Origin of the sequence: Fusibacter sp. 3D3 (assembly GCF_001748365.1) — a bacterium.
GTDB lineage: Bacteria > Bacillota > Clostridia > Peptostreptococcales > Acidaminobacteraceae > Fusibacter_A.
In genome coordinates this window covers 37074-58213 of sequence record NZ_BDHH01000003.1, presented here as the reverse complement: position 1 = coordinate 58213, position 21140 = coordinate 37074, and the positions used below count along the sequence as shown (strand labels likewise).

At 37.4% G+C, this 21140-nt stretch carries 22 protein-coding genes and 1 pseudogene; 12 read left to right on the top strand and 11 right to left on the bottom strand.

The features are described from left to right. Nucleotides 1-230: 230 nt before the first annotated feature. The gene (locus tag F3D3_RS04250; protein WP_242877084.1) at nucleotides 231-449 is read right to left on the bottom strand and encodes a type II CAAX prenyl endopeptidase Rce1 family protein; all 219 of its coding nucleotides are present in this window, start codon (nucleotides 447-449) and stop codon (nucleotides 231-233) included. Nucleotides 450-720: 271 nt separating this feature from the next. On the opposite strand from F3D3_RS04250, the gene F3D3_RS04245 reads away from it, so the two are divergent. The 11 genes from F3D3_RS04245 (at nucleotide 721) to F3D3_RS04195 (ending at nucleotide 12794) form a co-directional block, all read left to right on the top strand. After that, nucleotides 721-1188, top strand: a complete 468-nt coding sequence (locus tag F3D3_RS04245) for a RidA family protein (RefSeq protein ID WP_069872024.1) — start codon at nucleotides 721-723, stop codon at nucleotides 1186-1188. Nucleotides 1189-1190: 2 nt separating this feature from the next. After that, entirely contained in the window at nucleotides 1191-2387 is a 1197-nt protein-coding gene (locus F3D3_RS04240; protein ID WP_069871523.1) for a MalY/PatB family protein, read from the top strand. A gap of 10 nt (nucleotides 2388-2397) precedes the next feature. Next, on the top strand, nucleotides 2398-3774 hold the full coding sequence (locus F3D3_RS04235) for a TldD/PmbA family protein (protein WP_069871521.1): 1377 nt from the start codon (nucleotides 2398-2400) through the stop codon (nucleotides 3772-3774). 30 nt (nucleotides 3775-3804) lie between these two features. Beyond that, entirely contained in the window at nucleotides 3805-5169 is a 1365-nt protein-coding gene (locus F3D3_RS04230) for a TldD/PmbA family protein (RefSeq protein WP_069871519.1), read from the top strand. Between the two features lie 27 nt (nucleotides 5170-5196). Further along, complete coding sequence (locus F3D3_RS04225; RefSeq protein WP_069871517.1) at nucleotides 5197-6894, top strand: peptide ABC transporter substrate-binding protein; 1698 nt, start codon at nucleotides 5197-5199, stop codon at nucleotides 6892-6894. 43 nt (nucleotides 6895-6937) lie between these two features. Beyond that, on the top strand, nucleotides 6938-7858 hold the full coding sequence (locus F3D3_RS04220) for an ABC transporter permease (RefSeq protein WP_069871516.1): 921 nt from the start codon (nucleotides 6938-6940) through the stop codon (nucleotides 7856-7858). A 9-nt stretch (nucleotides 7859-7867) separates the two neighbouring features. Next, a complete protein-coding gene (locus F3D3_RS04215; protein WP_069871514.1) occupies nucleotides 7868-8797 on the top strand; it encodes an ABC transporter permease in 930 nt (309 codons plus the stop codon). Between the two features lie 12 nt (nucleotides 8798-8809). Further along, nucleotides 8810-9862, top strand: coding sequence for an ABC transporter ATP-binding protein (locus F3D3_RS04210; protein WP_069871513.1), 1053 nt, complete (start codon nucleotides 8810-8812; stop codon nucleotides 9860-9862). After that, entirely contained in the window at nucleotides 9852-10844 is a 993-nt protein-coding gene (locus F3D3_RS04205; protein WP_069871511.1) for an ABC transporter ATP-binding protein, read from the top strand. The genes F3D3_RS04210 and F3D3_RS04205 overlap by 11 nt, the downstream gene beginning before the upstream one ends. Nucleotides 10845-10850: 6 nt before the next feature. After that, nucleotides 10851-12077, top strand: coding sequence for an amidohydrolase family protein (locus tag F3D3_RS04200; protein ID WP_069872022.1), 1227 nt, complete (start codon nucleotides 10851-10853; stop codon nucleotides 12075-12077). A gap of 81 nt (nucleotides 12078-12158) precedes the next feature. After that, nucleotides 12159-12794 carry a transcriptional regulator gene (locus F3D3_RS04195; protein ID WP_069871509.1) on the top strand — a complete coding sequence of 212 codons (636 nt, stop codon included), beginning with the start codon at nucleotides 12159-12161 and terminating at the stop codon, nucleotides 12792-12794. Between the two features lie 1363 nt (nucleotides 12795-14157). Here F3D3_RS04195 and F3D3_RS25120 read toward each other — a convergent pair. Continuing rightward, a pseudogene (locus F3D3_RS25120) lies at nucleotides 14158-14283 on the bottom strand (hypothetical protein); the annotation flags it as partial. A 59-nt stretch (nucleotides 14284-14342) separates the two neighbouring features. Here F3D3_RS25120 and F3D3_RS04190 point away from each other — a divergent pair. Continuing rightward, nucleotides 14343-14651 (top strand): hypothetical protein, encoded by a 309-nt coding sequence (locus F3D3_RS04190; protein ID WP_069871507.1) that lies wholly within the window; start codon nucleotides 14343-14345, stop codon nucleotides 14649-14651. A gap of 316 nt (nucleotides 14652-14967) precedes the next feature. Here F3D3_RS04190 and F3D3_RS04180 read toward each other — a convergent pair whose 3' ends face one another. The 9 genes from F3D3_RS04180 to F3D3_RS04145 form a co-directional block, all read right to left on the bottom strand. Continuing rightward, complete coding sequence (locus tag F3D3_RS04180; protein ID WP_069871504.1) at nucleotides 14968-16020, bottom strand: helix-turn-helix domain-containing protein; 1053 nt, start codon at nucleotides 16018-16020, stop codon at nucleotides 14968-14970. A 25-nt stretch (nucleotides 16021-16045) separates the two neighbouring features. Beyond that, complete coding sequence (locus tag F3D3_RS04175; protein WP_242877083.1) at nucleotides 16046-16306, bottom strand: type II toxin-antitoxin system RelE/ParE family toxin; 261 nt, start codon at nucleotides 16304-16306, stop codon at nucleotides 16046-16048. Nucleotides 16307-16657: 351 nt separating this feature from the next. Continuing rightward, a complete protein-coding gene (locus tag F3D3_RS25115; protein WP_374700062.1) occupies nucleotides 16658-16795 on the bottom strand; it encodes a hypothetical protein in 138 nt (45 codons plus the stop codon). 123 nt (nucleotides 16796-16918) lie between these two features. Continuing rightward, nucleotides 16919-17173 carry a hypothetical protein gene (locus F3D3_RS04170; protein WP_069871501.1) on the bottom strand — a complete coding sequence of 85 codons (255 nt, stop codon included), beginning with the start codon at nucleotides 17171-17173 and terminating at the stop codon, nucleotides 16919-16921. Continuing rightward, nucleotides 17170-17898 (bottom strand): MerR family transcriptional regulator, encoded by a 729-nt coding sequence (locus F3D3_RS04165; RefSeq protein WP_069871499.1) that lies wholly within the window; start codon nucleotides 17896-17898, stop codon nucleotides 17170-17172. Before F3D3_RS04165 ends, F3D3_RS04170 begins: the two co-directional genes overlap by 4 nt. A gap of 238 nt (nucleotides 17899-18136) precedes the next feature. Next, nucleotides 18137-18475 (bottom strand): winged helix-turn-helix transcriptional regulator, encoded by a 339-nt coding sequence (locus F3D3_RS04160; RefSeq protein WP_069871498.1) that lies wholly within the window; start codon nucleotides 18473-18475, stop codon nucleotides 18137-18139. A gap of 225 nt (nucleotides 18476-18700) precedes the next feature. Beyond that, nucleotides 18701-19108, bottom strand: coding sequence for a TM2 domain-containing protein (locus F3D3_RS04155; protein WP_069871496.1), 408 nt, complete (start codon nucleotides 19106-19108; stop codon nucleotides 18701-18703). Nucleotides 19109-19120: 12 nt separating this feature from the next. After that, nucleotides 19121-19864: a hypothetical protein gene (locus tag F3D3_RS04150; RefSeq protein ID WP_069871495.1), complete on the bottom strand. Its 744-nt coding sequence runs from the start codon at nucleotides 19862-19864 to the stop codon at nucleotides 19121-19123. After that, a complete protein-coding gene (locus tag F3D3_RS04145; RefSeq protein ID WP_069871493.1) occupies nucleotides 19864-21018 on the bottom strand; it encodes an SPFH domain-containing protein in 1155 nt (384 codons plus the stop codon). Before F3D3_RS04145 ends, F3D3_RS04150 begins: the two co-directional genes overlap by 1 nt. Between the last annotated feature and the right edge of the window lie 122 nt (nucleotides 21019-21140).

Here is a 21140-nt window from a genome sequence, read left to right as displayed (position 1 = left end):
CTATAAACATTGAATTAAATATCAGATTTAACCCTTGGCGAGAACCCTGCACATAAAAAAAGTGAGCCGAGGAGTTCCTCAAATGCCCACTTTTTCAATTTATGGTTATAGTGTCAAAAGTCAGTTTCGCAGCACCCCTCTACCCTATGCTGTATCGATCGCTTACTTCCCGTAAACGACATTATACGGTAGAGGGGTGCTCAACTTTTGGATTTTAACATCCTAACCCTTTATTTGCTTAAATATATAAAAATAAAAAGAAGCGCATCACAGCACACATGTGTCATTGCATGTGCACTCATAGCATATTGTATGCCCAACTTTCTATAGAGCCATCCAAAAACCAATCCGAACACCCCATTGAGCAACATACATCTAAACACAATCAAAAAGCTTAGCTCTCCAAATAAGATAAGTGTTGCTGGCAAATGTCCTAAAGCAAATAGCACAGCTGCCAATTCTCAAATAGCTCCTCCTGTTGATACGAGGGCTCATTTCAGAGACGTCTTCATCGGGAAAGAATTTAAGGTACTTTTCATTTGGTAGCATCATGGTTGGGTCTGCTTCGGATTTCTTTCCTATGGTTGCCCTTTTAGGATTCGTCTTTTTACTAATATTGTCATAAGTTCAGTCGTATTTATTACAAAAATGTTGATAAAATATTGACATATTGTAAACTTTGACCTATTATAGGATTAAGTTAATGAGAGGATGATGTCTGTGTTAGTTGAGAAAAGATTAGAAACACTTGGAATTATATTACCCCAAAAGGCGGTTATTGGTGCACTTTACGTGCCTGTTAAACAGACGGGCAATTTACTGTTCATCTCAGGACAGGTGCCTATGAAAGACGGTACGCCAGTATTTACAGGTAAAATTGGAAGCGAACGGAGCCTTGCATACGGCGAAGATGCAGCAAGACTGTGCATTATTAATATGCTTGGCGCGGTAAAAGAATACTTAGGCGATTTAGATCGAGTTAAAGAGGTCATTAAGTTACAAGGTTTTGTAAACAGCGAAATTGGATTTGATAAACAACATATTGTCATTAATGCGGCAAGCCAATTGTTATACGATATTTTCGGAGAAATTGGGCGACATGCGAGAACGGCAGTGGGAACAAATCAACTTCCCATGGATGTATCTGTAGAAATTGAGGCAATTTTTGAAATAGGGAAGGACGTGTAAATTTGAATTATAACTTTGACACGCGCGTTGATCGGAGTAGTATTGGCAATTTAAAAGAGACACTTTGTCCACGTCATATTCGAGATATGGATATCATAGGGTATTCAGGTGCCGAAATGGAGTTTAAAACAGCGCCTTCGGTAATAGAGGCAATGACAGCATGTGTTCAAAATGGGCTGATGGGGTTTACTTTGTGTGACGCGCGTTACAGGGAGGCTGTTTGTTGGTGGATGGAGACACAACGTAACTTTCAGATTGAAAAAGACTGGATTGTCCCAACACATGGTACTATTTTCTCCGTTGCAACAGTTATAAGGATGTTAACACGTGAAAATGAAGGGATTATCGTATCGCCACCAATCTATTATAGATATGAACAAGCGGCAACAAGATTAAATCGAAAGACACATTACAATTGGCTCATCGAAAAAGAGGGTAAATACTTTTTAGATTTTGATGATTTAGAAGAGAAAATGTCGGACCCCAAAAACAAACTTTACATTTTGTGCAATCCGCACAATCCAACTGGGAAAGTATGGTGTAAAGCTGATTTGGAGCATTTGGCAGTATTGGCGAATAAGTATGATGTGATTGTCTATAGTGATGAAATTTTTGGAGAAATCGTATTTGATGCACATAAATGTATCCCGTATTCTGAAGTTGAAGGTGCGCGTAAACACGCGATTGTGGCAACTTCACTGGGGAAAACCTTTAATTTTACAGGCGTTAATCATGCCAATATGATTATTGAGAATGAAAAATTGAGAGAAGCCTTTATAAATCAGCGCGATGCAGATCACTTTGGGAGCATCGATCCAGTACTCTATGCAGCATTACTTGGTGCTTACAGTGAAGCAGGTGCAAACTGGAAAAATGCTATGGTCTCTCATGTAAAAGCCTGTGGTGAAATGATTTCAACCTTTTTTTCAGAGTTTTTACCAAAGGTGAAGATCAGCCCGCTTGAAGGGAGCTTTGTGATCTGGATAGACTGGCGAGCGCTAAATCTTGAAGGTGAAGCTTTGAGACACTTTCTAGTAGACGAAGCCTATTTAGAATTGGATCAAGGTAAAGATTATGGCGAAAAGTATTGTGGCTTTTCGCGAATGAGTATAGCAGTGCCTAAAAAAGATTTGAGAAAATCGCTTGATTTGCTACTTAAAGCTTCTGAAAAGAGAGGCTTTACCTCAAAAGTGGTTTAGGAGGTGTACAATGATTGATAAACGTGAAATACAACTTGTAATCGAGGCCGCCCTCTCAAAAGGTGGCGATTTTGCAGAAATATATTTTGAAGAAAAGGATGAGCTCAGTGTCAAATATGCTCAGAAAAAGGTAAGTGGTATTACAAATGTCAGCGTTCTTGGTGCAGGCATTTACTTGTTATCCGGGATTAGGAGTGTGTATGTGTACACCAGTGATACGCGGTTTGATAGCCTTATGCAAACAGCTAAAAGGGCTGCTTTTATGTTAGATGAAAAAAAAGCAAATCCTATAAAAAATCTTGTATTTCATATGAAAAATTATAAAAGTCCAAACCAAGTGCTTTGCTTCCCTAGTGAAGTGCATGTAAAAGATAAAATTGAGATTGTCAAAAAAGCAGATATGAGCGCACGCAATTCTGACAGGGCACTTAAAAGTTTAAATGTCGACTATTTTGATTATGATCAAAGGAAGACGATTGTCAACAGTGAAGGCCTTTACGTATCGGATAGGCGTATTACAAGCCGATTGAGATTCACTGCGGTTGTTGAACGAAACGGCCAAATGCTTTCTGAATGGGGAGATTATACAAAACCCTTTGGATTTGAGACCTTTACACAAAGTGATGCCTATATGGATTTCGCAAAAGAATTTGTCATAGATTTGTCTCAAGCACTTGATGGTGTACCGATGCCTTCAAGTCAAGTGCCTGTGGTTTTAGAAGCTGGATCTTGTGGCACGCTATGGCATGAAGCTTGTGGTCATATGCTTGAAGCCACAGCAATCACAGAAAACAGAAGTGACTTTTGTGATAAACTGGGTCAACAAGTGGCTTCAGAAAAAGTAACACTTGTTGATGACGGTTCAATAGAGGGCTTATATGGTTCATCCGCAATAGATGATGAAGGCTTTAAAACTCAGAAAAACGTATTGATTGAATCAGGTGTCTTAAAAGGTTACCTATGTGATCGAATGGGTGCAAGAAGATTGAACATGGCATCAACTGCAAGTGGCAGAAGACAGGGCTATGCGTATGCGCCTACTTCTAGGATGACCAACACATATTTAGCGGCTGGCACTGATGACGATGATGAGATTTTTGACTCTGTGGCAGATGGATTATACGTGAAGCGTCTCGGAGGCGGTAATAGTGGCAGATCTTTTTCAATCGCTGTAACAGAAGGTTATTTGATCAAAAATGGCAAGATTGGAGATCGTGTAAAAGGGCTCAGTATCAATGGCAGAGGGATAGATGTTATCAAGAAGATCGACCGAGTTGGCAAGAAGCTTGTCACAGAAAATGGCGGATTTTGTGGCGCCACATCAGGCCTTTGCCAAGTGACGTCTTTCCAGCCTAGAATGAGAATATCCAGTATGAGTGTTGGCTGAAATTGATTTATGGAAAGGATGGATTCAGACATGATCCCATTAAAATCTTATGAAAAAGCACTTTTAAACCTACCCTCTTGGATTAAAGAAGCTGAAATCGATGCTGAAAATCATGAACAGGTTTCTTATACCGCCAAAGGGGGTGCTGTTACCAGTACGAACTCATCTGGACTCACCGCATTGTATGTCAGAGCCACTGGTGAAAAGACAGGCTATGTCTATACAGAAAATTTAAGTGAAGATGGCGAGAGCGTCATTAAAAGGGCTTATGAAAATGGCCTCTATATAGAAAAATCAGATGCAGACAGATTAAATGATAAGCAAACTGCTTATGTGGCAAACAAAGCCGAATCAAAAGTATCAGATCTTCCCGAAATTGATCTTAATGTGATTAAAGAAAGTGTATTGAGATTTGATGGTACTGTTTCTAAATTGCCAAATCTTGTGGATTACTCAGTGGCAATATGTATTGACAATTTTAGATCGAGATTGCTTAACTCAAAGGGTGTAGATATAAGCAGTGCCTATCAAGTTTGGCATTATGCTGTGAATCTGACTTGTTCATATATGGGAAAAGAATACGATGGTAAGTACGAAGGGAATGTAGCGTCATTTGAGTGGATGGATTTTAACACAGCCGTAGAAAAAGCGCATCAAATGATACTGGATCAACGTATCGAGGGGCAACTAGCCTCTGGTGAACATCAAGTCCTTTTAGACAGTCAAGTCGTTATAAACATCATGACCACAGCATGGCAAATGTTCAGTGGCTTAAAGTATTTTGAAAGTTCTTCTGCACTTAGTGGCAAGCTTGGAACCGACATTAGTACGTCCGAACTTTCAATTATTGATACAAATGAACATACAGATGCGGGCTATAAGTATACTTTCGACTGTGAAGGAACCCTCTCGCAAACGCATAAACTCATTGACAAGGGTAGATTTATAGGACTTTTACACAATTTAAAATCTGCTGAAAGTATGGACATGGCGCCTACAGGGAATGCGGGCAGGGTAGCTCTTTTAACGGGATCTATTCCCACAGATATTATTGTGACGCCTAAAATCATCTATATAGAACCCAGTGAGAAATCGAAAGAACTGTTGCTTAACACAATGAATAAAGGCGTTTATCTTACGAATTCATCCGATGTATTTCACTCCATAGACATCAGCTCAGGAGATTTTTCAATTCCATGTTCTGGGAGGCTTGTTGAAGAGGGTATGGCAACTCAAGCGATTCGCGATCTCACTCTAAATGGTAATTTAATCGATCTATTCGATCAGATTACGGCAGTTGGAAATGACTTGAAAATAGAAGCATTTCTATTAAAATCTTATTGTATTGGTGCACCATCTGTTTTAGTAAACAGGTTAAATATAAGTTGCAAATAATTTTAAATGTGAGAAGGGGGAATTTTTATGAAGAAGATATTGTCACTATCAATGATGATCGTATTAATGATCAGTTTGTTCACAGGGTGTACATCGAGTTCGGATGAAAAACCAGCTGTAACAAGTAACACAAGCACAAACACGGATACTGAAGCAACAAGTGAAGGTTCAAATGCAGCAGGTTCGCTTGCAGCGATGCAAGAATTTACATTTGCTTCAGCGAATGACATGATGACACTGGATGTCAGTAAAATGAATGACGAAATGTCAGCACTTATTATGTATGCGGTCAATGAACCTTTAGTAAGATACTATAAAGGTGAAGTGACCATGGCATCAGCAGAGTCTTATGAAGTATCAGAAGATGGTACAAAGGTTATTTTTCATCTAAGAGATTTAAAATGGTCAGATGGTGAACCCGTCACAGCAGGTGATTTTGAATACGCGTTTAAACGCCTTTTAAATCCAGAAACAGGTTCTTCACAATGTGATATTTTTGATAGAGTATCCGGTGCGATTGCGTACTATTCAGGTGAAAATGCAGATGCTGAGTCTGTAGGGATAAAAGCAACAGATGACAAAACGTTAGAAATGACATTGACTCAAGCAGATCCGTTTTTTATCGAACATATTGCTGAAGGGATAAACTTCTATCCACTTCGTAAGGATTATGTGGGAAAATACGCTGAAGGGTATGGTTCTGGTGCTGAATCCTTTATCGGATGCGGACCATTCATTTTATCAGAGTGGGTTCAAGGGGCTTCTATCACACTTGAAAAAAATGAAAATTACTGGGATGCAGATAAAATTAAATTGACTAAAGTAACAGAGCTTATTGTGGGTGATGAAAATACACGTGTTGGCATGTACGACTTAGGAGATGTAGATGAACTCTACAGTATCTCTAAGACGCAAACCTTGAATTATCCTGATTATGGCTCAAAATCTGGTGGCACGCTTCAACATCTTGTTTATATGTCAAGTGAGGGTTCGCTCCTTTCAAATAAAAATTTGAGATTAGCACTCAGCCACAGTATTGACAGACAGGCGATTGTCACTGCACTTTCTGCACCAGGTACTGAAGTCACAGATCGTATGATTGACCCTACCAGTACGCTTAATGGTGAGTCTATCGCTGAAAAGTACCCTGCATCAACAGGTATTCCAGCAAATGGAGATGTGGAAAAAGCAAAGGCATATTTAAACGATGCATTAGCAGAAATGAACTTAAGCAGTGTGGCGGATTTGCAAACGATCAATTATGTTTGTTTAGATTCATCTTCACATAAAGCTTATGCTGAAGCTTTACAGGCGAGATGGGCCGACACCTTGGGGGTTGATGTTGAAATCAATATCATGCCAGTGCCTCAAGCGATAGGTGCTTTGTTATCAGGTGAGTTCGATATCTTCTTAAATGGTATGGGAACAGGCGTGAGTCCGGATACACTTCTTTCAAATTATACTTTTGATGGCGCGAATAATTATGCAAAATGGAATAACCAAGCGTATTCAGATTTAATTGAAGCACAATTTATTGAGACAGATATTAATAAGCGATTAGAGACATTACAAAAGGCAGAGCAGCTCTTCTTGAATGAATCTCCAGTGACGCCACTCTGGTTACCGGGAACTGCTTATATTTGTAAAGATTATGTTCAAGATTTAACTTATGGTCGTCAAACCGGTTCAATTGAATTTATCTACGCTTCTATTTTAGAGCATTAATAAATTTTATCGTAAAGTTGGAAAAGCGAAAGGAAGCAATTATATGAAGAATTACATTTTACAGAGACTGATCATTTCCGTGATAACCATATTTGTACTGGCCACGGTATCCTTCTTTTTACTGAGATCGTTGCCCGGAAATCCATTTCAAACAGAAACGGTACTTTCAGTAGAAACTGAAGCTAGGATGATGGCTTATTATGGTCTTGATAAACCCTTATTTGAACAGTATTTGACCTATCTGGGCAATCTGTTGCATGGCGATTTGGGTTATTCGTTAAAATACACCAATCGAACAGTTAATAACATGATTGCTTCTGCTTTTCCTATTTCAGCTACCTTAGGGCTTATTTCCCTAGGTGTAGCTGTGCCCATTGGGCTTTTTCTAGGTATTATATCAGCTCGAAAACGGGGAAAGGCCGTGGATTACTTATGTGTTTTCATTTCAGTAATTGGTGTTTCGATTCCAAGTTTTATTATGGGGTCATTTTTACAGTATATTTTTGCAGTTAAACTTCAACTGCTTCCAATTGCACAGTGGAAGGGGTTAAAATTTATGGTATTGCCCACAGTTGCGCTTTCTCTTTCACTTTTGGCAACACTTACCAGAGTGATGCGTGCTTCTATGCTTGAAGTCATTAATCAGGACTATATTAAGACAGCAAGAGCAAAAGGTGTACCAGAAGACAAAGTTGTCTTGAGACATGAAATAAGAAATGCAATGGTACCGATTGTAACGATGTTAGGGCCTATGGTTGCAAGTGTACTCATGGGGACTTTTGTCATTGAAAAAATATTTGCAATTCCTGGTTTAGGACAACATTTTGTCAACTCCATTACCGGTCTTGACTATACAATGACACTTGGCTTAACGGTGTTTTATGGTACTTTTTTAGTACTGGCAAATTTTATTGTAGATATTGCATATGGCATAATTGATCCGAGAATTCGGATTGAAAAATAGGAGGAAGATATGAACAAGACGACAAATATTCTTCTACCGAATGCATTCGAATTCATTGAAGATCAAAATTTAGACAGTGATTTAATCACGCGCACCAGCGTCACATTTTGGACGGACGTTTGGCGTAGACTACTTAAAAACAAGGTGGCAATGCTAGGCTTATTTATCATTGTGATCATTATGATTCTTTCTATATTTGTACCTGTTTTTTCAGAATATACTTATAAGAGTCAAGATCTTGCAAATGCAAATGCAGCACCTTCAGCATTGCATGTCTTTGGAACAGATAATTTAGGGCGTGATATGTGGGTACGTGTTTGGGTGGGCGCAAGGGTTTCATTAGCAGTGGGGATTTTTGGTTCGGTTATCCCCAGTTTAATCGGGATTGTTATAGGCGGTATTTCGGGCTATTTCGGTGGTAAATTGGATATGCTCATTATGCGCTCTATAGATGTGGCCATGTGTGTGCCAAGTATGATCTATATTATTTTGATTATGTTGTTTATCGGTTCAGGGCCCGTTTCCATTATCATTGCTTTTGCACTTACAGGATGGATGGGGTCAGCGAGGTCCGTTAGAGGCATGATTTTACAGCTTAAAGAGATGGAGTATGTATTGGCTTCAAAAGCACTTGGAGCGTCTTCTGCTTCACTTATTTTTAATCATTTGATTCCAAATACACTTGGGATTGTTGTAGTGAGTATGACTATGGGGATTCCCAGTGCAATCTTTTATGAAGCTTATTTAAGTTTTATCGGACTTGGTGTGGCACCTCCTATTCCAAGTTGGGGTCAATTATCAAATGCAGGTATTGCAGTATTTAGAGTTTATCCATCTCAATTGATGATTCCGTCAGTTTTGATTTCATTGACGATGCTCTCATTTAATCTGTTTGGCGATGGTCTTAGAGATGCACTTGACCCAAAACTAAGAAGTTAGGAGGCGAAAGACATGGCTAAGAGAATTTTAGAAGTTAAAAATATGCATTTCTCCTTCTATACTTATGCAGGAGAGGTCCATGCGGTTAATGGGGTTTCTTTTTATGTGGATCAAGGGGAAACTCTGGCGATTGTTGGTGAGTCTGGTTGTGGTAAATCGGTGACGGTACAATCCATTATGAAATTAACCCCTACACCACCAGGGAAACTTAAACAAGGTAAAATTGAGTATATGGGTGAAGATATTACGCATTATACGCAAAAAGAGATTTCCAGCATGCGCGGCAAAGAAATGTCCATGATCTTTCAAGATCCAATGACAAGCTTAAATCCAACCATGCGGATTGGACACCAAATCGCTGAGGGCATTTTAAGTCACGAAAACATCTCCAAGGAAGCAGCGAAACAAAAAGCCATAGAGATGCTCATTAAAGTAGGCTTGCCTAATCCAGAAAAGAATTTTATGAGTTATCCGCATCAATTTTCAGGCGGTATGAGACAAAGGGTCATGATTGCCATTGCACTGGTTTGTAATCCTAAGATACTCTTTGCAGATGAGCCAACCACGGCACTTGATGTGACGGTTCAGGCGCAAATTCTAGAACTGATGAATACGCTTAAACGTGAATTTAAGGCTTCTGTGGTTTTGATCACGCATGACCTCGGTGTTGTGGCTAAGACTGCACAACGAATTGCAGTCATGTATGCAGGCAAAATCGTAGAAACAGGGACTGCAAGAGACGTATTTTATGATCCAAAGCATCCTTATACTTGGGGGCTTTTAGACAGTGTGCCAAGTACAGGGGCTCAGTCGAGTAGGACTCTTAATTCAATAGAGGGCTCACCACCGGATTTATTTTGCTTGCCTAAAGGGTGTAGTTTTGCTGCAAGGTGCAAATACTGTATGAACATTTGTAGGGAGATAGCACCTGAAGAAACCGTTATGGATAATGGTCATAGGGCTTCGTGCTGGCTTTTGGATTGCAGAGCACCTTCTGTGCCGCCACAAAAGCGCGTCAGCAGAGTTTCAAAATTAGACATAAAGGAGACTGCACATGTTGGATGAAAATTTAGTTGAAGTGATTGGCCTAAAAAAATACTTCCAAGTTGGTAAAAATCAAATCCTTAAAGCAGTTGACGATGTGAGCTTTTCCATCAAGCGTGGGGAAACACTAGGCATGGTTGGTGAGTCTGGTTGTGGAAAAACCACTGTTGGGCGTACTATTCTTGGGTTATATAATGCAGATGGGGGCACGGTTTTATTTAATGGGATTGAAGTTCATGCTCAAAAAGGCAAAGCTTACAAGGCACTTACGAAACAAATGCAAATGATCTTTCAAGATCCATATGCAAGCTTAAATCCACGAAAGACTGTGGGGGCGATTGTCGGTGAGGGTCTAGATATTCATAAAATGTACAAGACAAAAGAAGAACGAATAGAAAAAATATACAACTTATTTGAGCTTGTGGGCCTTAATAGAGAGCATGCAAACCGTTTCCCGCATGAATTTTCTGGTGGGCAACGTCAACGGATTGGCATTGCAAGAGCACTTGCTGTTGATCCCAAGTTTATTGTATGTGATGAAGCGATTTCTGCTCTGGATGTTTCTATTCAGGCGCAAATTATCAATCTTTTAATGAGACTTCAATCGGAGTATGGGTTTACGTATCTATTTATAGCACATGATTTGACCATGGTACGCCATATATCTGACTCTACAGCGGTTATGTACTTGGGAACACTTGTGGAAATGGGGCATACAGAAGCAATTTTTGAAAAGCCTCTACATCCTTATACAAAAGGCCTTCTTGCAGCTGTTCCTGAAGCAGATCCAGATTATGAACAGAGTAAACCTAGTCCTATACTAAAAGGTGAAGTGCCAAGTCCGATCAATCCTAAACCTGGATGTCGATTTTTCGGGCGTTGTAATGAAGCCATAGAGATTTGTTCAAGGGTAAGACCGGATTTGATTGCTGTAAATGAACATCATTCAGTTGCTTGTCACGTCGTTAATCAGACTAACCCTATATCAAAAAGTGAGGCGTAAATGCTTATGAAAGCCTATAAAGTTGAAGGTAGAGTTATAGATGGATGTCATGACGATGCCATGGAAAATGCTTGTGTACTTGTGGAAGCTGACAAAATTATATACGTAGGTTCAGTTGAGCATTGTCCAGAAAGGGATGATGTTGAAGTGATCAGAATACCAGATGCAACCCTCATGCCCGGATTTATAGATTGCCATGCCCATGTGATTGGTGCTGATTCTCAAGGATATGATGAGAACTTAGATTCACACCTTGATTTGATTCTAAGTGCAGCACATGACTTGGGTGAATTGTTGGATTCAGGTTTTACTTCTATTAGAGATATGGGACTATTTGGCCCTTCACTTGGCAGATCTGTTGATTTGGGACTTGTAAGAGGACCAAAGATCATGCCAAGTGGGCGCATCATAAGTGTGACCGCTGGACATGGTGATTCAGGACATCAATTTTCTAAGGCGTATTTAAACGCGCATTCACCTTTATCTGTATTAGCAGATGGTATTCCTGAATGTCTTGAAGCGGTTAGAACGCAATTTAGAAATGGTGCTCAGTTTATCAAAGTCATGGCAACAGGTGGCGTTTCTTCACCTATAGATAAGATCACGGATGTTCAGTTCTCTTTTGAAGAGCTTACGGCGATCGTGGCAGAAGCGGAGAGACGTGGTACCTATGTTGCAGCGCACTGCACTGGAACAGCGGGAACATTAAACGCGCTCAAAGCAGGTGTTAGAAGTATTGAACATGGTGTTATGCTCGATGAGGCATGTATTGAGCTCATGGTTAAAAATGATTGTACTTTAGTCTCCACTTTGGCAATTTCGCTTGGAATCCCTAAGATGAAGGCTGTATTGCCTGCGTCTATTTATGAAAAGGGAAAAGCCTGTGCAGTGCATAATATAAAGTCCATAGAGATGGCAAAAGCGGCTGGTATTCGAATTGCATTTGGAACGGATTTTACAAATTCTAAGAATACGCGGTACTCAGAGATCGGTAGAGAGTTTGTGGCAATGACGGAAGCGGGATTAACCCCTATGGAAGCGATTAAATCTGCCACAAAAAATGCCGCTTATTTACTTCAACAGAGTGATTTGATTGGGACGATTGAAGTGGGCAAATTAGCGGATTTAGTGGTTGTTTCGGGCAATCCACTTGAGGATATTACCAGACTACAGGGTTCTGATAAAATCAAAGTAGTCTTCCAAAACGGATTTCCTGTAAAACGCTGTGATTAACGGATCTCGTGATCTTTTGCAATTTCAGAATTGATATGCTAAAATCAGTAATTGAAGACTCTTGATTTGGAGGTGTATGTCATGGCAAGTGAACGAGAACGTGTATTGGATTTTTTGAATAGAACAGGTGAAGGGCTTGCAAAGATGTTTGGATCATCTTGTGAGACACTTATTCATGATATGTCTAAACCTGGACACCCTATCCTTGCGATCTATAATGGACGTGTAAGTGGACGGCAAGTTGGGTCCACTGCAGATATATACGGTTTAAATGATGGCAATGATGAAGTCCTTTTTACGAATCGAGATTATGTGGACCATATGGTGATCACGTCAACAGGGCGACATGTGAAGAGCTCAACCTTTAATTATATAGGGGAAGGTTATCATTACGCATTGGGGATAAATTTTGATTATACAGCTATTATCTCGGCATCTAATATGCTCGTTGAACTCAGTCATGTGGGAAGTGATCTCCAAAGTGCCATTAAAAATGATGAAGTGACTTATATTAGTGATTTGTTTGATTCCTGTATTGCTTCAATCGGTAAACCGATAGACCTTATGAAGAAAGCAGATCGATATGGATTGGTTTCAATGCTCTATCAGAAGAAGGCGTTTAGTTACCAGAAATCTGTTTCATTTGTTGCGGATAAGTTAAAGGTCTCGCGCTATACGATTTATAAATACATCAATGAAATTAAAGAGAATGAGTAAAAAACAAAGGGGCAGTCGGGAAATAAGATAATTTGACCAAAGCTCTAATCAAAAGTAAAGATTCCTCAATAAAAGTCGTTTCAACAAACGAAATTATTTGGGGAATCTTTTTTATGAGATACATCTCTTTTTTTTGCACACCCAAAACACCGAACGAATAGGTCCTTATTTTAAAGTTGCTCGTTTGTTAGGCAGAATTTCCTTCATACCGCTTAAGTATTTTTTGCTCAAATCGGTAGTATTTATTGATATTTATTGCCATAACATAGAGAAAGATTTCTTTTGTTACTTTTTCATCTCCACGTCGATGAAATCTTCTAAACTGGTCATTTATGAACCTCTGGTTTCAAATGTTTGAGCTCACACCCATCATGACAAATGAAAGCTTTACAGAGAATACTTTGGTTATCCATAATCTCAGTCATTTTCATGTTGTAATATTTCCCAATGTCATTATGGTATTTTCGGGTCTTCTTTTGTTCATGACTTTGAAATTTGATAGAACTTTCAATATCATTTTCTTTGAGATACCCTAAGTTCTTTTAACTTGAATAACCACTGTCTGCTACAAATTCTTTTAGCATATTTTTAAAATTTCTTTTATGTTTTTCTACTATAGGGATCAAAGTATTGTAATCCATTCTGTTATTACTTACATAAGTATTTACGAGCAAATAACTTCCATAATATCAGTTCAAAAATCGACATTAAAAACCATCGCAACAAAATTTCTTCCACAATTCCCCCATATGTGATTTCCAAAATTAGATACTCAAGGGAGAACGGATAAGTGTTATAATATGCCGCAACTTGTGACAACATTTTTGCAAATATAAAATAGTCAAGCACAAGAGAGCGCATTGAAGAATTATCATCTTGATTTTTAGGTTTTACTGACAACTATGTTGACAAACACCGCCCATCTAAAAAGACTAAAATTGCATTACTACAAACATTTAAGACTCTTAAAATCGGCGAACTCCTTTGCAAATCTGGAATTTGAATCTGTGTGCTCATTTTCAAAAGCCATTTTCTCAATTTGAATCGTGTCTACGCCACCTTACTTGTGATACAACACTTTGAGTTCTTTTACTTGTAGAGCATCAAAATTTGAAATAATTATTCTTACAATACTACTTTTATTCGGCTTTTTCCTTGCAACAGATGCTATTCTATATGCCTCCCTTTTTTTTATTTTTTTCCCTATTTATGTGATCTAAGTTTATTTAACAGAACTTCAGAGCAATTGTCCAACTTAGATGAGAATCACTCTACCTTAATTTACGTATAAAAAATAAAGGGCATATATGTTCTCGACATTACCCTTTTAATCTAAAAGTTTTTTTCATGCACACACTCTCACTCATCCCAATACAGGGTTCATAAGTGCTTCCTTTTGATTTACACCTGTTTCTAACACAGCAAAGTTATTCCCTAACGCCTTGAACATTTCTTCCAATTGTTGAATCAGTATTTTGGCTAACCCCCGACCTCTAAATTCTGATTAAACAAATATGTGTTTTTCTTCCACTGTTTTCAATTTCCTTCATGGTGTCGGACACCCAAAAACGTTCACTGTTTGAGTTCTGGTTACTTCTACATTTACCAGATATTAACCAATACCGTGATAATGACTTGTTCACTAATGCTGTAGTCAGCAATAAATTTAATTTTATTGATAAAAAATTAGCTGACAGACTTGGAGGATATGCTAAAGGTGATATCAAGTTTGAGAGATTTCAAAACGGTATTCGTCTTGCAATTACGCAAAGTAATAACTACGAAACAAATCTAGATAAAGTCTTTACAACTCTAGGAACAAATCTTGGTGAATTGCTAAATGAAATTCTAAAATAATTTATAGATTGTGTCATAAAAAATAAGACCGATTCTCCCTGCGAATGGTCCTATTTTTTTGATGCCCTTCTTAAGGCATTTACCTTTGGTTGTCCTTGCTCTAACCTAGATGCGTAGGACAAAACAGCTTTAAACCCATCTGACTTAATCTTCCTCTTATTTCTTTCGAGCTCTAATTTAAGTTCGTCGAAGAGATTTCTGTCAGTTCTATACCTGCCCTTTTTATAATCATACACCGAAGTCTTTTTAAAAAGCAAGTCATGTTTAACGAAGTGACTGAACCCTTAAAGAAGTTTTTGGGATGAAATGAAATCTTTTAATACTCGATTTCATATTTTTCTTTTACATCATTAAAGCGATCATATGGGATATAATTTTCCTTTTGTAAACGGCCTAAAACGATACCTGGTGAAATCCCTATTTTATCAGCAAAAGAAAAGATGGTTTCTTTTGAGAAATGACCTATCTTAACAAAGTCATCAAAATCAGTTGGTAAAATAAGCGTGTCTTTGGCAAAAGTATCTGAATCATTTTCTTCTTGAAAAGTGGTTTCTTCGACATTGCTAATATGACCTGACATAATATGATGTAACTCATGAAATAAACTAAACCAAAATTTATCCGCATATTTACCTCTTACCGTTAAGCCCATCACGATCTTTTTTCCATCATAAAAGGTCGCACCGTGTAAGAAAGAGCCCCCAATATGTGGCAGAAAAATTAATGCAATGCCACACTCAGCCAAAATATCGACTAATTCTTTACAAAACACCTCTGGTGTTTTGGTAGTCATCTCTCTAATCTTAGGGATTTCATCTTTCAATTTACTGATGTTTATTGGCGAAACATTATATTTTCGAGCCTCTAATCTCGCTTTTTGAGCCCATACTGCAAGACTATAATCACTGATGCCATTTTCGCCAGTCTTTCGATACGCGATCCCAAGAATTCTTAAATTATCAAGTAATTCAAGCTTTGCTACTTCGAAAAAACGTCTTAGTTCAAGCACTTTTTTTTCAGCATTTCTTGTCTTTTCCACCCATCCAAGAGTAGCAATCTTTGCATAGGGGAATGAACTTGCCAGCTCCATATCTTTTTCCATTTCTTCTTCTACAATAACACGTGCCAACTTTTCACGATATATGACTTCAAGGTTACTCCAAAAAGTTGCTGGCACACCCAATACAGACTCCAATCTCAATGCAACGTCATGTGTTAATTCAACTTGCCCGTTGATCAATCTACTCACATGCTTTTCCGACAAATCCATTCTAAGAGCAAATTCTTTCTGCTTCATGCCTCGATTTTCAATCTGCTCGCGTATTGTCGCACCTGGCGGAATAGCAATCGTATTTTTGCTATGCCTCATAAAACATTCCTCCTTGACACTACTTCTAGTGGTAATCCTCTATCTTAATAATTCTAACGACTTGAATCTCTTTATCGTTTTGTTCAAAGATCATCCGATAAGGCTGTACCAAGTCCATTGCATACTCACCTTTTCTATTGCCTTGTAATGGATGGCATCTTCCAATAGAAAACTGAACCAGCATTTCTACAGAAGATGCTGACCTTATTTGATCTAGGCGTTGATGGATGAGAATCGCCATTCTATCTCCGTATTCTTTTTTCGCAAAAGAGTAATTAGTACACACTCTTTCCAATTTATTTGACTTATATTTTACGTCAAGCAACTCATCACCTCTTTACCTATAAGGTTAATTAATTATACTACTTTTTAACTTCAGTTTCAACACAAATTAACCTTAAAGGTAAATTAATATTGAACGAATTAAATCTATTCCCTTCTAAAATTCAATCCCCTAAAAAATAGTCTTAACCCCTTGATAACTAAGCAGTAATGCCCCCATCCATTGGAGTCTAAACACACAATGATGGCAATCTACTTGGCTTTCGAGAGGGTTACGAAGGTCGCGCAGCGGACAGAGAAAAAAACCTTAATAAAAATCATATTTACCTAACGACTTTTATTAAGGACGCTCTATTTACTTGCTTAAAAACATAAAAATAAAAAAAAGCGCATCACAACACATATGCGTCATTGCATGGGCAATCATAGCATATTGTATGCCCAGCTTTCTATAGAGCCATCCAAAAACCAATCCGAACACCCCATTGAGCAACAGAAATAAAGGTGTCGGACACCTCAAACGGAAGTAACTCCTAATTTAACAGAACAAATTTAGAAAAATGAACGGATACAGTAAAGACTAAGAGCGTTACTTCCCAAAAAGTGTCTGACACCGTTACTGTAAGAAGCTGAATTGACGTACTAGACCCGTCTTTTCTGCGATAAAGTATCCCACAAAGCCGCATATCAAGGCGAACATAACCGTTTGAATTGTAACAAATAACACAAAGGAAGTCGAAGACATTTGCGTCAGAATTGAATCGGCAAGTCCTGTGCTCATTTCATAGAAACCAATTGAAATACCTGCAACTATAGAAAAGGGTAAGATACAAAGCGTAAACTTCAGTGCTTTTATAAGTGTGTTTTTCATTTTTGCACCTCACTTGAATACGTCTCTACACACCAACCTTTATGCCCACAGTCTGTGCAAGTGAGCTTTCTCATCTTTGGGGTATGGTTTGAAAAGAAAAACGCTTTAAATCTCGGTTTAAATTTCGAACTGCATTCTGGACAAATGTAAGCTGTGTTTTTATAATACATTTTTATGAGTAGGACAGCTATCCCAATAATAATCAACATACTAACAGCAAAAGGCCACCAAATACCCTTTGTAATCCAAATATAAATTGTAGCAATTTCAATAATATCCATGGGGATTCCGATTGCAAACATAGTCCTGTAAGTTTTTTTAAGTTTTCTTTCGCCATTCATAATGTGATCTATGTCATTTATTGAATTGACCTGAATGGTTTTCGAATTGCGTAGATTCGTCTTGACGGCTTCAATGACTTTTATCTGTTTTTGTCCTTTTTCAATTTCTGCATTAATTTGTCTGGCCTGTTCTTCAAGTAGCAAAAGCAATACTTTATTAGGTGTTTCACTATTTAGTACGTCTTTTATGGAATCCAGTGAAAGTCCAAAGGTCTTCAACAAGCAAATCAAGTGTAGCTTTTCCAGATCATCATCTGAATAAAGCCGTCTGCCACCTTCTGAAAGTTCGGTCGGTTTAAGCAACTCTTTGGTATCATAAAATTGAACCGTCCGAACCGAAACATCGCACAATTTAGCCAGTTCTCCGGTCGTATATTTTGACATAAATTTCACCTCCTTGACATCATCTTACTGCATTACCCTACGTCACAAGGAAGGGATAACGTAGGGGGATTTTTCAAAATACACTTTTTTTATGGCAAAACCTTTAAACTTTTTTTAAAGATGATGTTAATGCTCTATTTTTATAGTTCTCTTATAAATCATTAAAGCGATCATGCGTTGCATATTCATCTTTTCTCTTCCCTTGTAACGGATAGCATCTTCTAATAGAAAATATATTTCAGAGCTTCACGTCCCAATATCCAGATTTCTTTGAGCCAATACGTTTGATTAAACCATCTTCTTGCATAGATTTAAGCCTTCTTTGTACCGATGCCTCTGTAATGCCAATCTTATTTGCAATATCCTTTACAGTAACCTGTTTATCTCCAATCAACAATTCAAAAATTTTATCCTTTTCATCTCGAATAACCTCACTCTTTGTTTTTGCTACAACACTGTTTTCGCTGAATAATGAGCTCGCTGAAGTCACTTTTCGATAAATTCTCAATACTACAAATAAGCCTTTTTCTTCTATTTCAGGTTCTTTGAGTCCAATCATCTTACATATTTCTCTCATCCTAGGGATGCCACTTCCCCATTTATTATTCGTTTTATAAATCGAATAATAAATTGAGTTTTATATATTCCATGTGCTTATATTTTGGTATTACGTTAATGGCTATTCGCTTATATAGGTTTCGAGATACTATTATATGTTAACTTCCCAAATGCACATTATTAAATATCAAAACAGCCGCAATCCAATTTTCTTAAAATTCGACTACGGCTGTTTTGAATTATCTCAAGCTTCTAATTTCCCATATTTTTGATTGAATTTTTCCTCAGAAGAAGTCAATAAAATGATGCCGTCAATTACGCCTAAAATGCCTGGAATATAAGTCCAACAGAATAACAAATATATAATACCTTGTAAAGGTTTCCCTAAATAAAATTTGTGAACTCCAAGTGCACCTAAGAAAATTGCCAGAACCCCAGCGGCTGTTTTATTTTTAGTTGTTTTATAGGTTGGAGCCACAAATTGAGGAGAGTAGGGTTGATTAATTTGAACTGTCATGTATTTTCCTTGTTGCATATTCCCTTGAAAGTTCTGCGCTGGCTCTATGGAAATACCACAAAACTTACAAGTGGTTTCCATTATATCTAATGGTGCGCCACATTGAGAACACGTGCTTGATTCTACTTTAGCCATAGAAAACTCCTTTTATATTTTATTTACAATCATTTTTTCTTTATTGAGGATTAGTTTTGTTATTTGCTTTATTGTTTCTTCAATATGGATCGCACCGTAATTGTCTTCTACTTGAAGCGAATAATTTTGTAGTTCTTTACATAAACCCGAAAGTTGATCCACTATATGCTTCTCCTGCTCAATTATTGATTGAGATTGAATTCTCCCAACTGGTGTAGATGCATTAAATCTTTCAACCATAATATCAAATAAATTCAACCAACTTTGAACTTTTTCGTTTTTTTCCAACTGATTTAAATGATTTTCTACAGAAATAATTAATTCGTTAATCTGTTGAACATCTACTCTTTCAAAATATTGATCTTCCTTTTGTCTTCTACTATTCAACCCAGAAATATAGAGACCAGAAAAAATAACAATATAGATGAGATAAAAAAACAAGGTGTACATAATATACTCTCTAGGTTTTATAAATGCATATGTTATGCCCGTAAAAATCATCATAAGCAAGTATAATGCAAAAGAACTTGTCAGAAACGATAAAAAACTTGGAATACCATAGGAGTCAACTAGACTATCACTTTTATAAATCAATAAATTAAGAGCCAATAAAGGAATGAATATACCTAAAACTGCCCACCGAAACAATGGCATATTTATAAGAGCCCAAACTGAAAAAACAAGCATGATGGTTAATAAATCTAAAAGAGTAAGCCCCAATATTTTTAAAGGTTTAAACAATGTATTGTTTTCCATTACAAACCTCCTATTCTATTACCACATTCTCTGCAAAATTTAGTATTTGGCTCGTTTTCAACTTGACAATTCGTGCATATTAAAGACTTTATCATGCTGGCGCCACAATTTGTGCAAAATTTTGAGTCAGGTGAGTTTTCTTCTCCACAGTCATGACAATTAACCTTTGGAAGTGATATTCTTGTGCCACAGTCACCACAAAACTTAACATCGCCTAAATTCATTTTATTACAATTAGAACACAAAATGCCTTTTTCTGTATTTTGAGAGGCATTTAGATGCGAAGCTATTCCCATAGCAGAATTACTCATATTTAACCCAACACCTAATCCTAATCCCGCACCAGCAAAAGTTCCAGCCATTCCATTCTCATTTCCAGCAGCAGCTTCCATGGTATCAAAAGATCTTTTTGTAATATAGCGTTGATCTCCAATGATATCGAAGGATGCTTTATCTTTAAGAATTATATTTATTTCTTCAAAATCTTCATCTGGGAAATTAATTGATTGTATATAAAAATTGACAACTTTTAAGCCAAATCGATTAAATTCCGAACTAATTTCATCTTTGCAAAATTTAGAGATTTCATCTATAGATGCTGAAATTTCAAGTGCAGACACCTTGTTCTCTATTATACCTTTAGCGATCAAAGATTTTGCTTTCATCACTAATACACCTTTAAAGTAACTAAGCATTTTGTTATAATTAATCATTTCCAGCGGATTCATTGATCCTATGAGTTCAGTTAAAAATACTCTGTAATCATCAACTTTCATTCCAAATTGTCCGAAAGCTCGAATTCTCAACTTTATGTGATATTTGGGATCAATCAATTGAATCGGATCAATTGTGCCCCAATTCATATCAAGTTTGGATGTTTTGTTTATAAAATATACTTCTGCTGTAAAAGGTGTTTTCCCGCCAAATGGCAAATTAATAATTCCTTGTAATAGTGGAATATTGGCAGTTGATAAAGTGTATGTACCAGCAGTAAAATAGTCAAGTGCTTGTCCTCCTTTTACAAAAACAGCTACTTGCCCTTCGTTTACAATGAGTTGACTCCCAAAAACAAATGAATTTCCCGGATAACGATAAATAAGCCAATCTGCACCATTAAGCATTCCGTCAAATTTAATTACATCAATAATAGCCATTTAAGTGTCTCCTTATACTTGAGTTTATTACAAATATATTGTAACATTTATACCTGTTTTTTTCTATACAATATTACAGCCTATAAAGAAATGTCATTTCAGGGCTTTGACACTTATAAAAT

What these genes read in the sequence shown, in the direction of transcription:
- F3D3_RS04190 (WP_069871507.1), top strand. Translation starts at nt 14,343, where the DNA reads ATGGTGTCGGACACCCAAAAACGTTCACTGTTTGAGTTCTGGTTACTT.
- F3D3_RS04220 (WP_069871516.1), top strand. Translation starts at nt 6,938, where the DNA reads ATGAAGAATTACATTTTACAGAGACTGATCATTTCCGTGATAACCATA.
- F3D3_RS04165 (WP_069871499.1), bottom strand. Translation starts at nt 17,898, where the DNA reads ATGTCAAAATATACGACCGGAGAACTGGCTAAATTGTGCGATGTTTCG.
- F3D3_RS04230 (WP_069871519.1), top strand. Translation starts at nt 3,805, where the DNA reads ATGATCCCATTAAAATCTTATGAAAAAGCACTTTTAAACCTACCCTCT.
- F3D3_RS04210 (WP_069871513.1), top strand. Translation starts at nt 8,810, where the DNA reads ATGGCTAAGAGAATTTTAGAAGTTAAAAATATGCATTTCTCCTTCTAT.
- F3D3_RS04205 (WP_069871511.1), top strand. Translation starts at nt 9,852, where the DNA reads ATGTTGGATGAAAATTTAGTTGAAGTGATTGGCCTAAAAAAATACTTC.
- F3D3_RS04160 (WP_069871498.1), bottom strand. Translation starts at nt 18,475, where the DNA reads ATGAGAGAAATATGTAAGATGATTGGACTCAAAGAACCTGAAATAGAA.
- F3D3_RS04235 (WP_069871521.1), top strand. Translation starts at nt 2,398, where the DNA reads ATGATTGATAAACGTGAAATACAACTTGTAATCGAGGCCGCCCTCTCA.
- F3D3_RS04215 (WP_069871514.1), top strand. Translation starts at nt 7,868, where the DNA reads ATGAACAAGACGACAAATATTCTTCTACCGAATGCATTCGAATTCATT.
- F3D3_RS04195 (WP_069871509.1), top strand. Translation starts at nt 12,159, where the DNA reads ATGGCAAGTGAACGAGAACGTGTATTGGATTTTTTGAATAGAACAGGT.
- F3D3_RS04150 (WP_069871495.1), bottom strand. Translation starts at nt 19,864, where the DNA reads ATGGAAAACAATACATTGTTTAAACCTTTAAAAATATTGGGGCTTACT.
- F3D3_RS04180 (WP_069871504.1), bottom strand. Translation starts at nt 16,020, where the DNA reads ATGAGGCATAGCAAAAATACGATTGCTATTCCGCCAGGTGCGACAATA.
- F3D3_RS04225 (WP_069871517.1), top strand. Translation starts at nt 5,197, where the DNA reads ATGAAGAAGATATTGTCACTATCAATGATGATCGTATTAATGATCAGT.
- F3D3_RS04155 (WP_069871496.1), bottom strand. Translation starts at nt 19,108, where the DNA reads ATGGCTAAAGTAGAATCAAGCACGTGTTCTCAATGTGGCGCACCATTA.
- F3D3_RS04200 (WP_069872022.1), top strand. Translation starts at nt 10,851, where the DNA reads ATGAAAGCCTATAAAGTTGAAGGTAGAGTTATAGATGGATGTCATGAC.
- F3D3_RS04145 (WP_069871493.1), bottom strand. Translation starts at nt 21,018, where the DNA reads ATGGCTATTATTGATGTAATTAAATTTGACGGAATGCTTAATGGTGCA.
- F3D3_RS04170 (WP_069871501.1), bottom strand. Translation starts at nt 17,173, where the DNA reads ATGAAAAACACACTTATAAAAGCACTGAAGTTTACGCTTTGTATCTTA.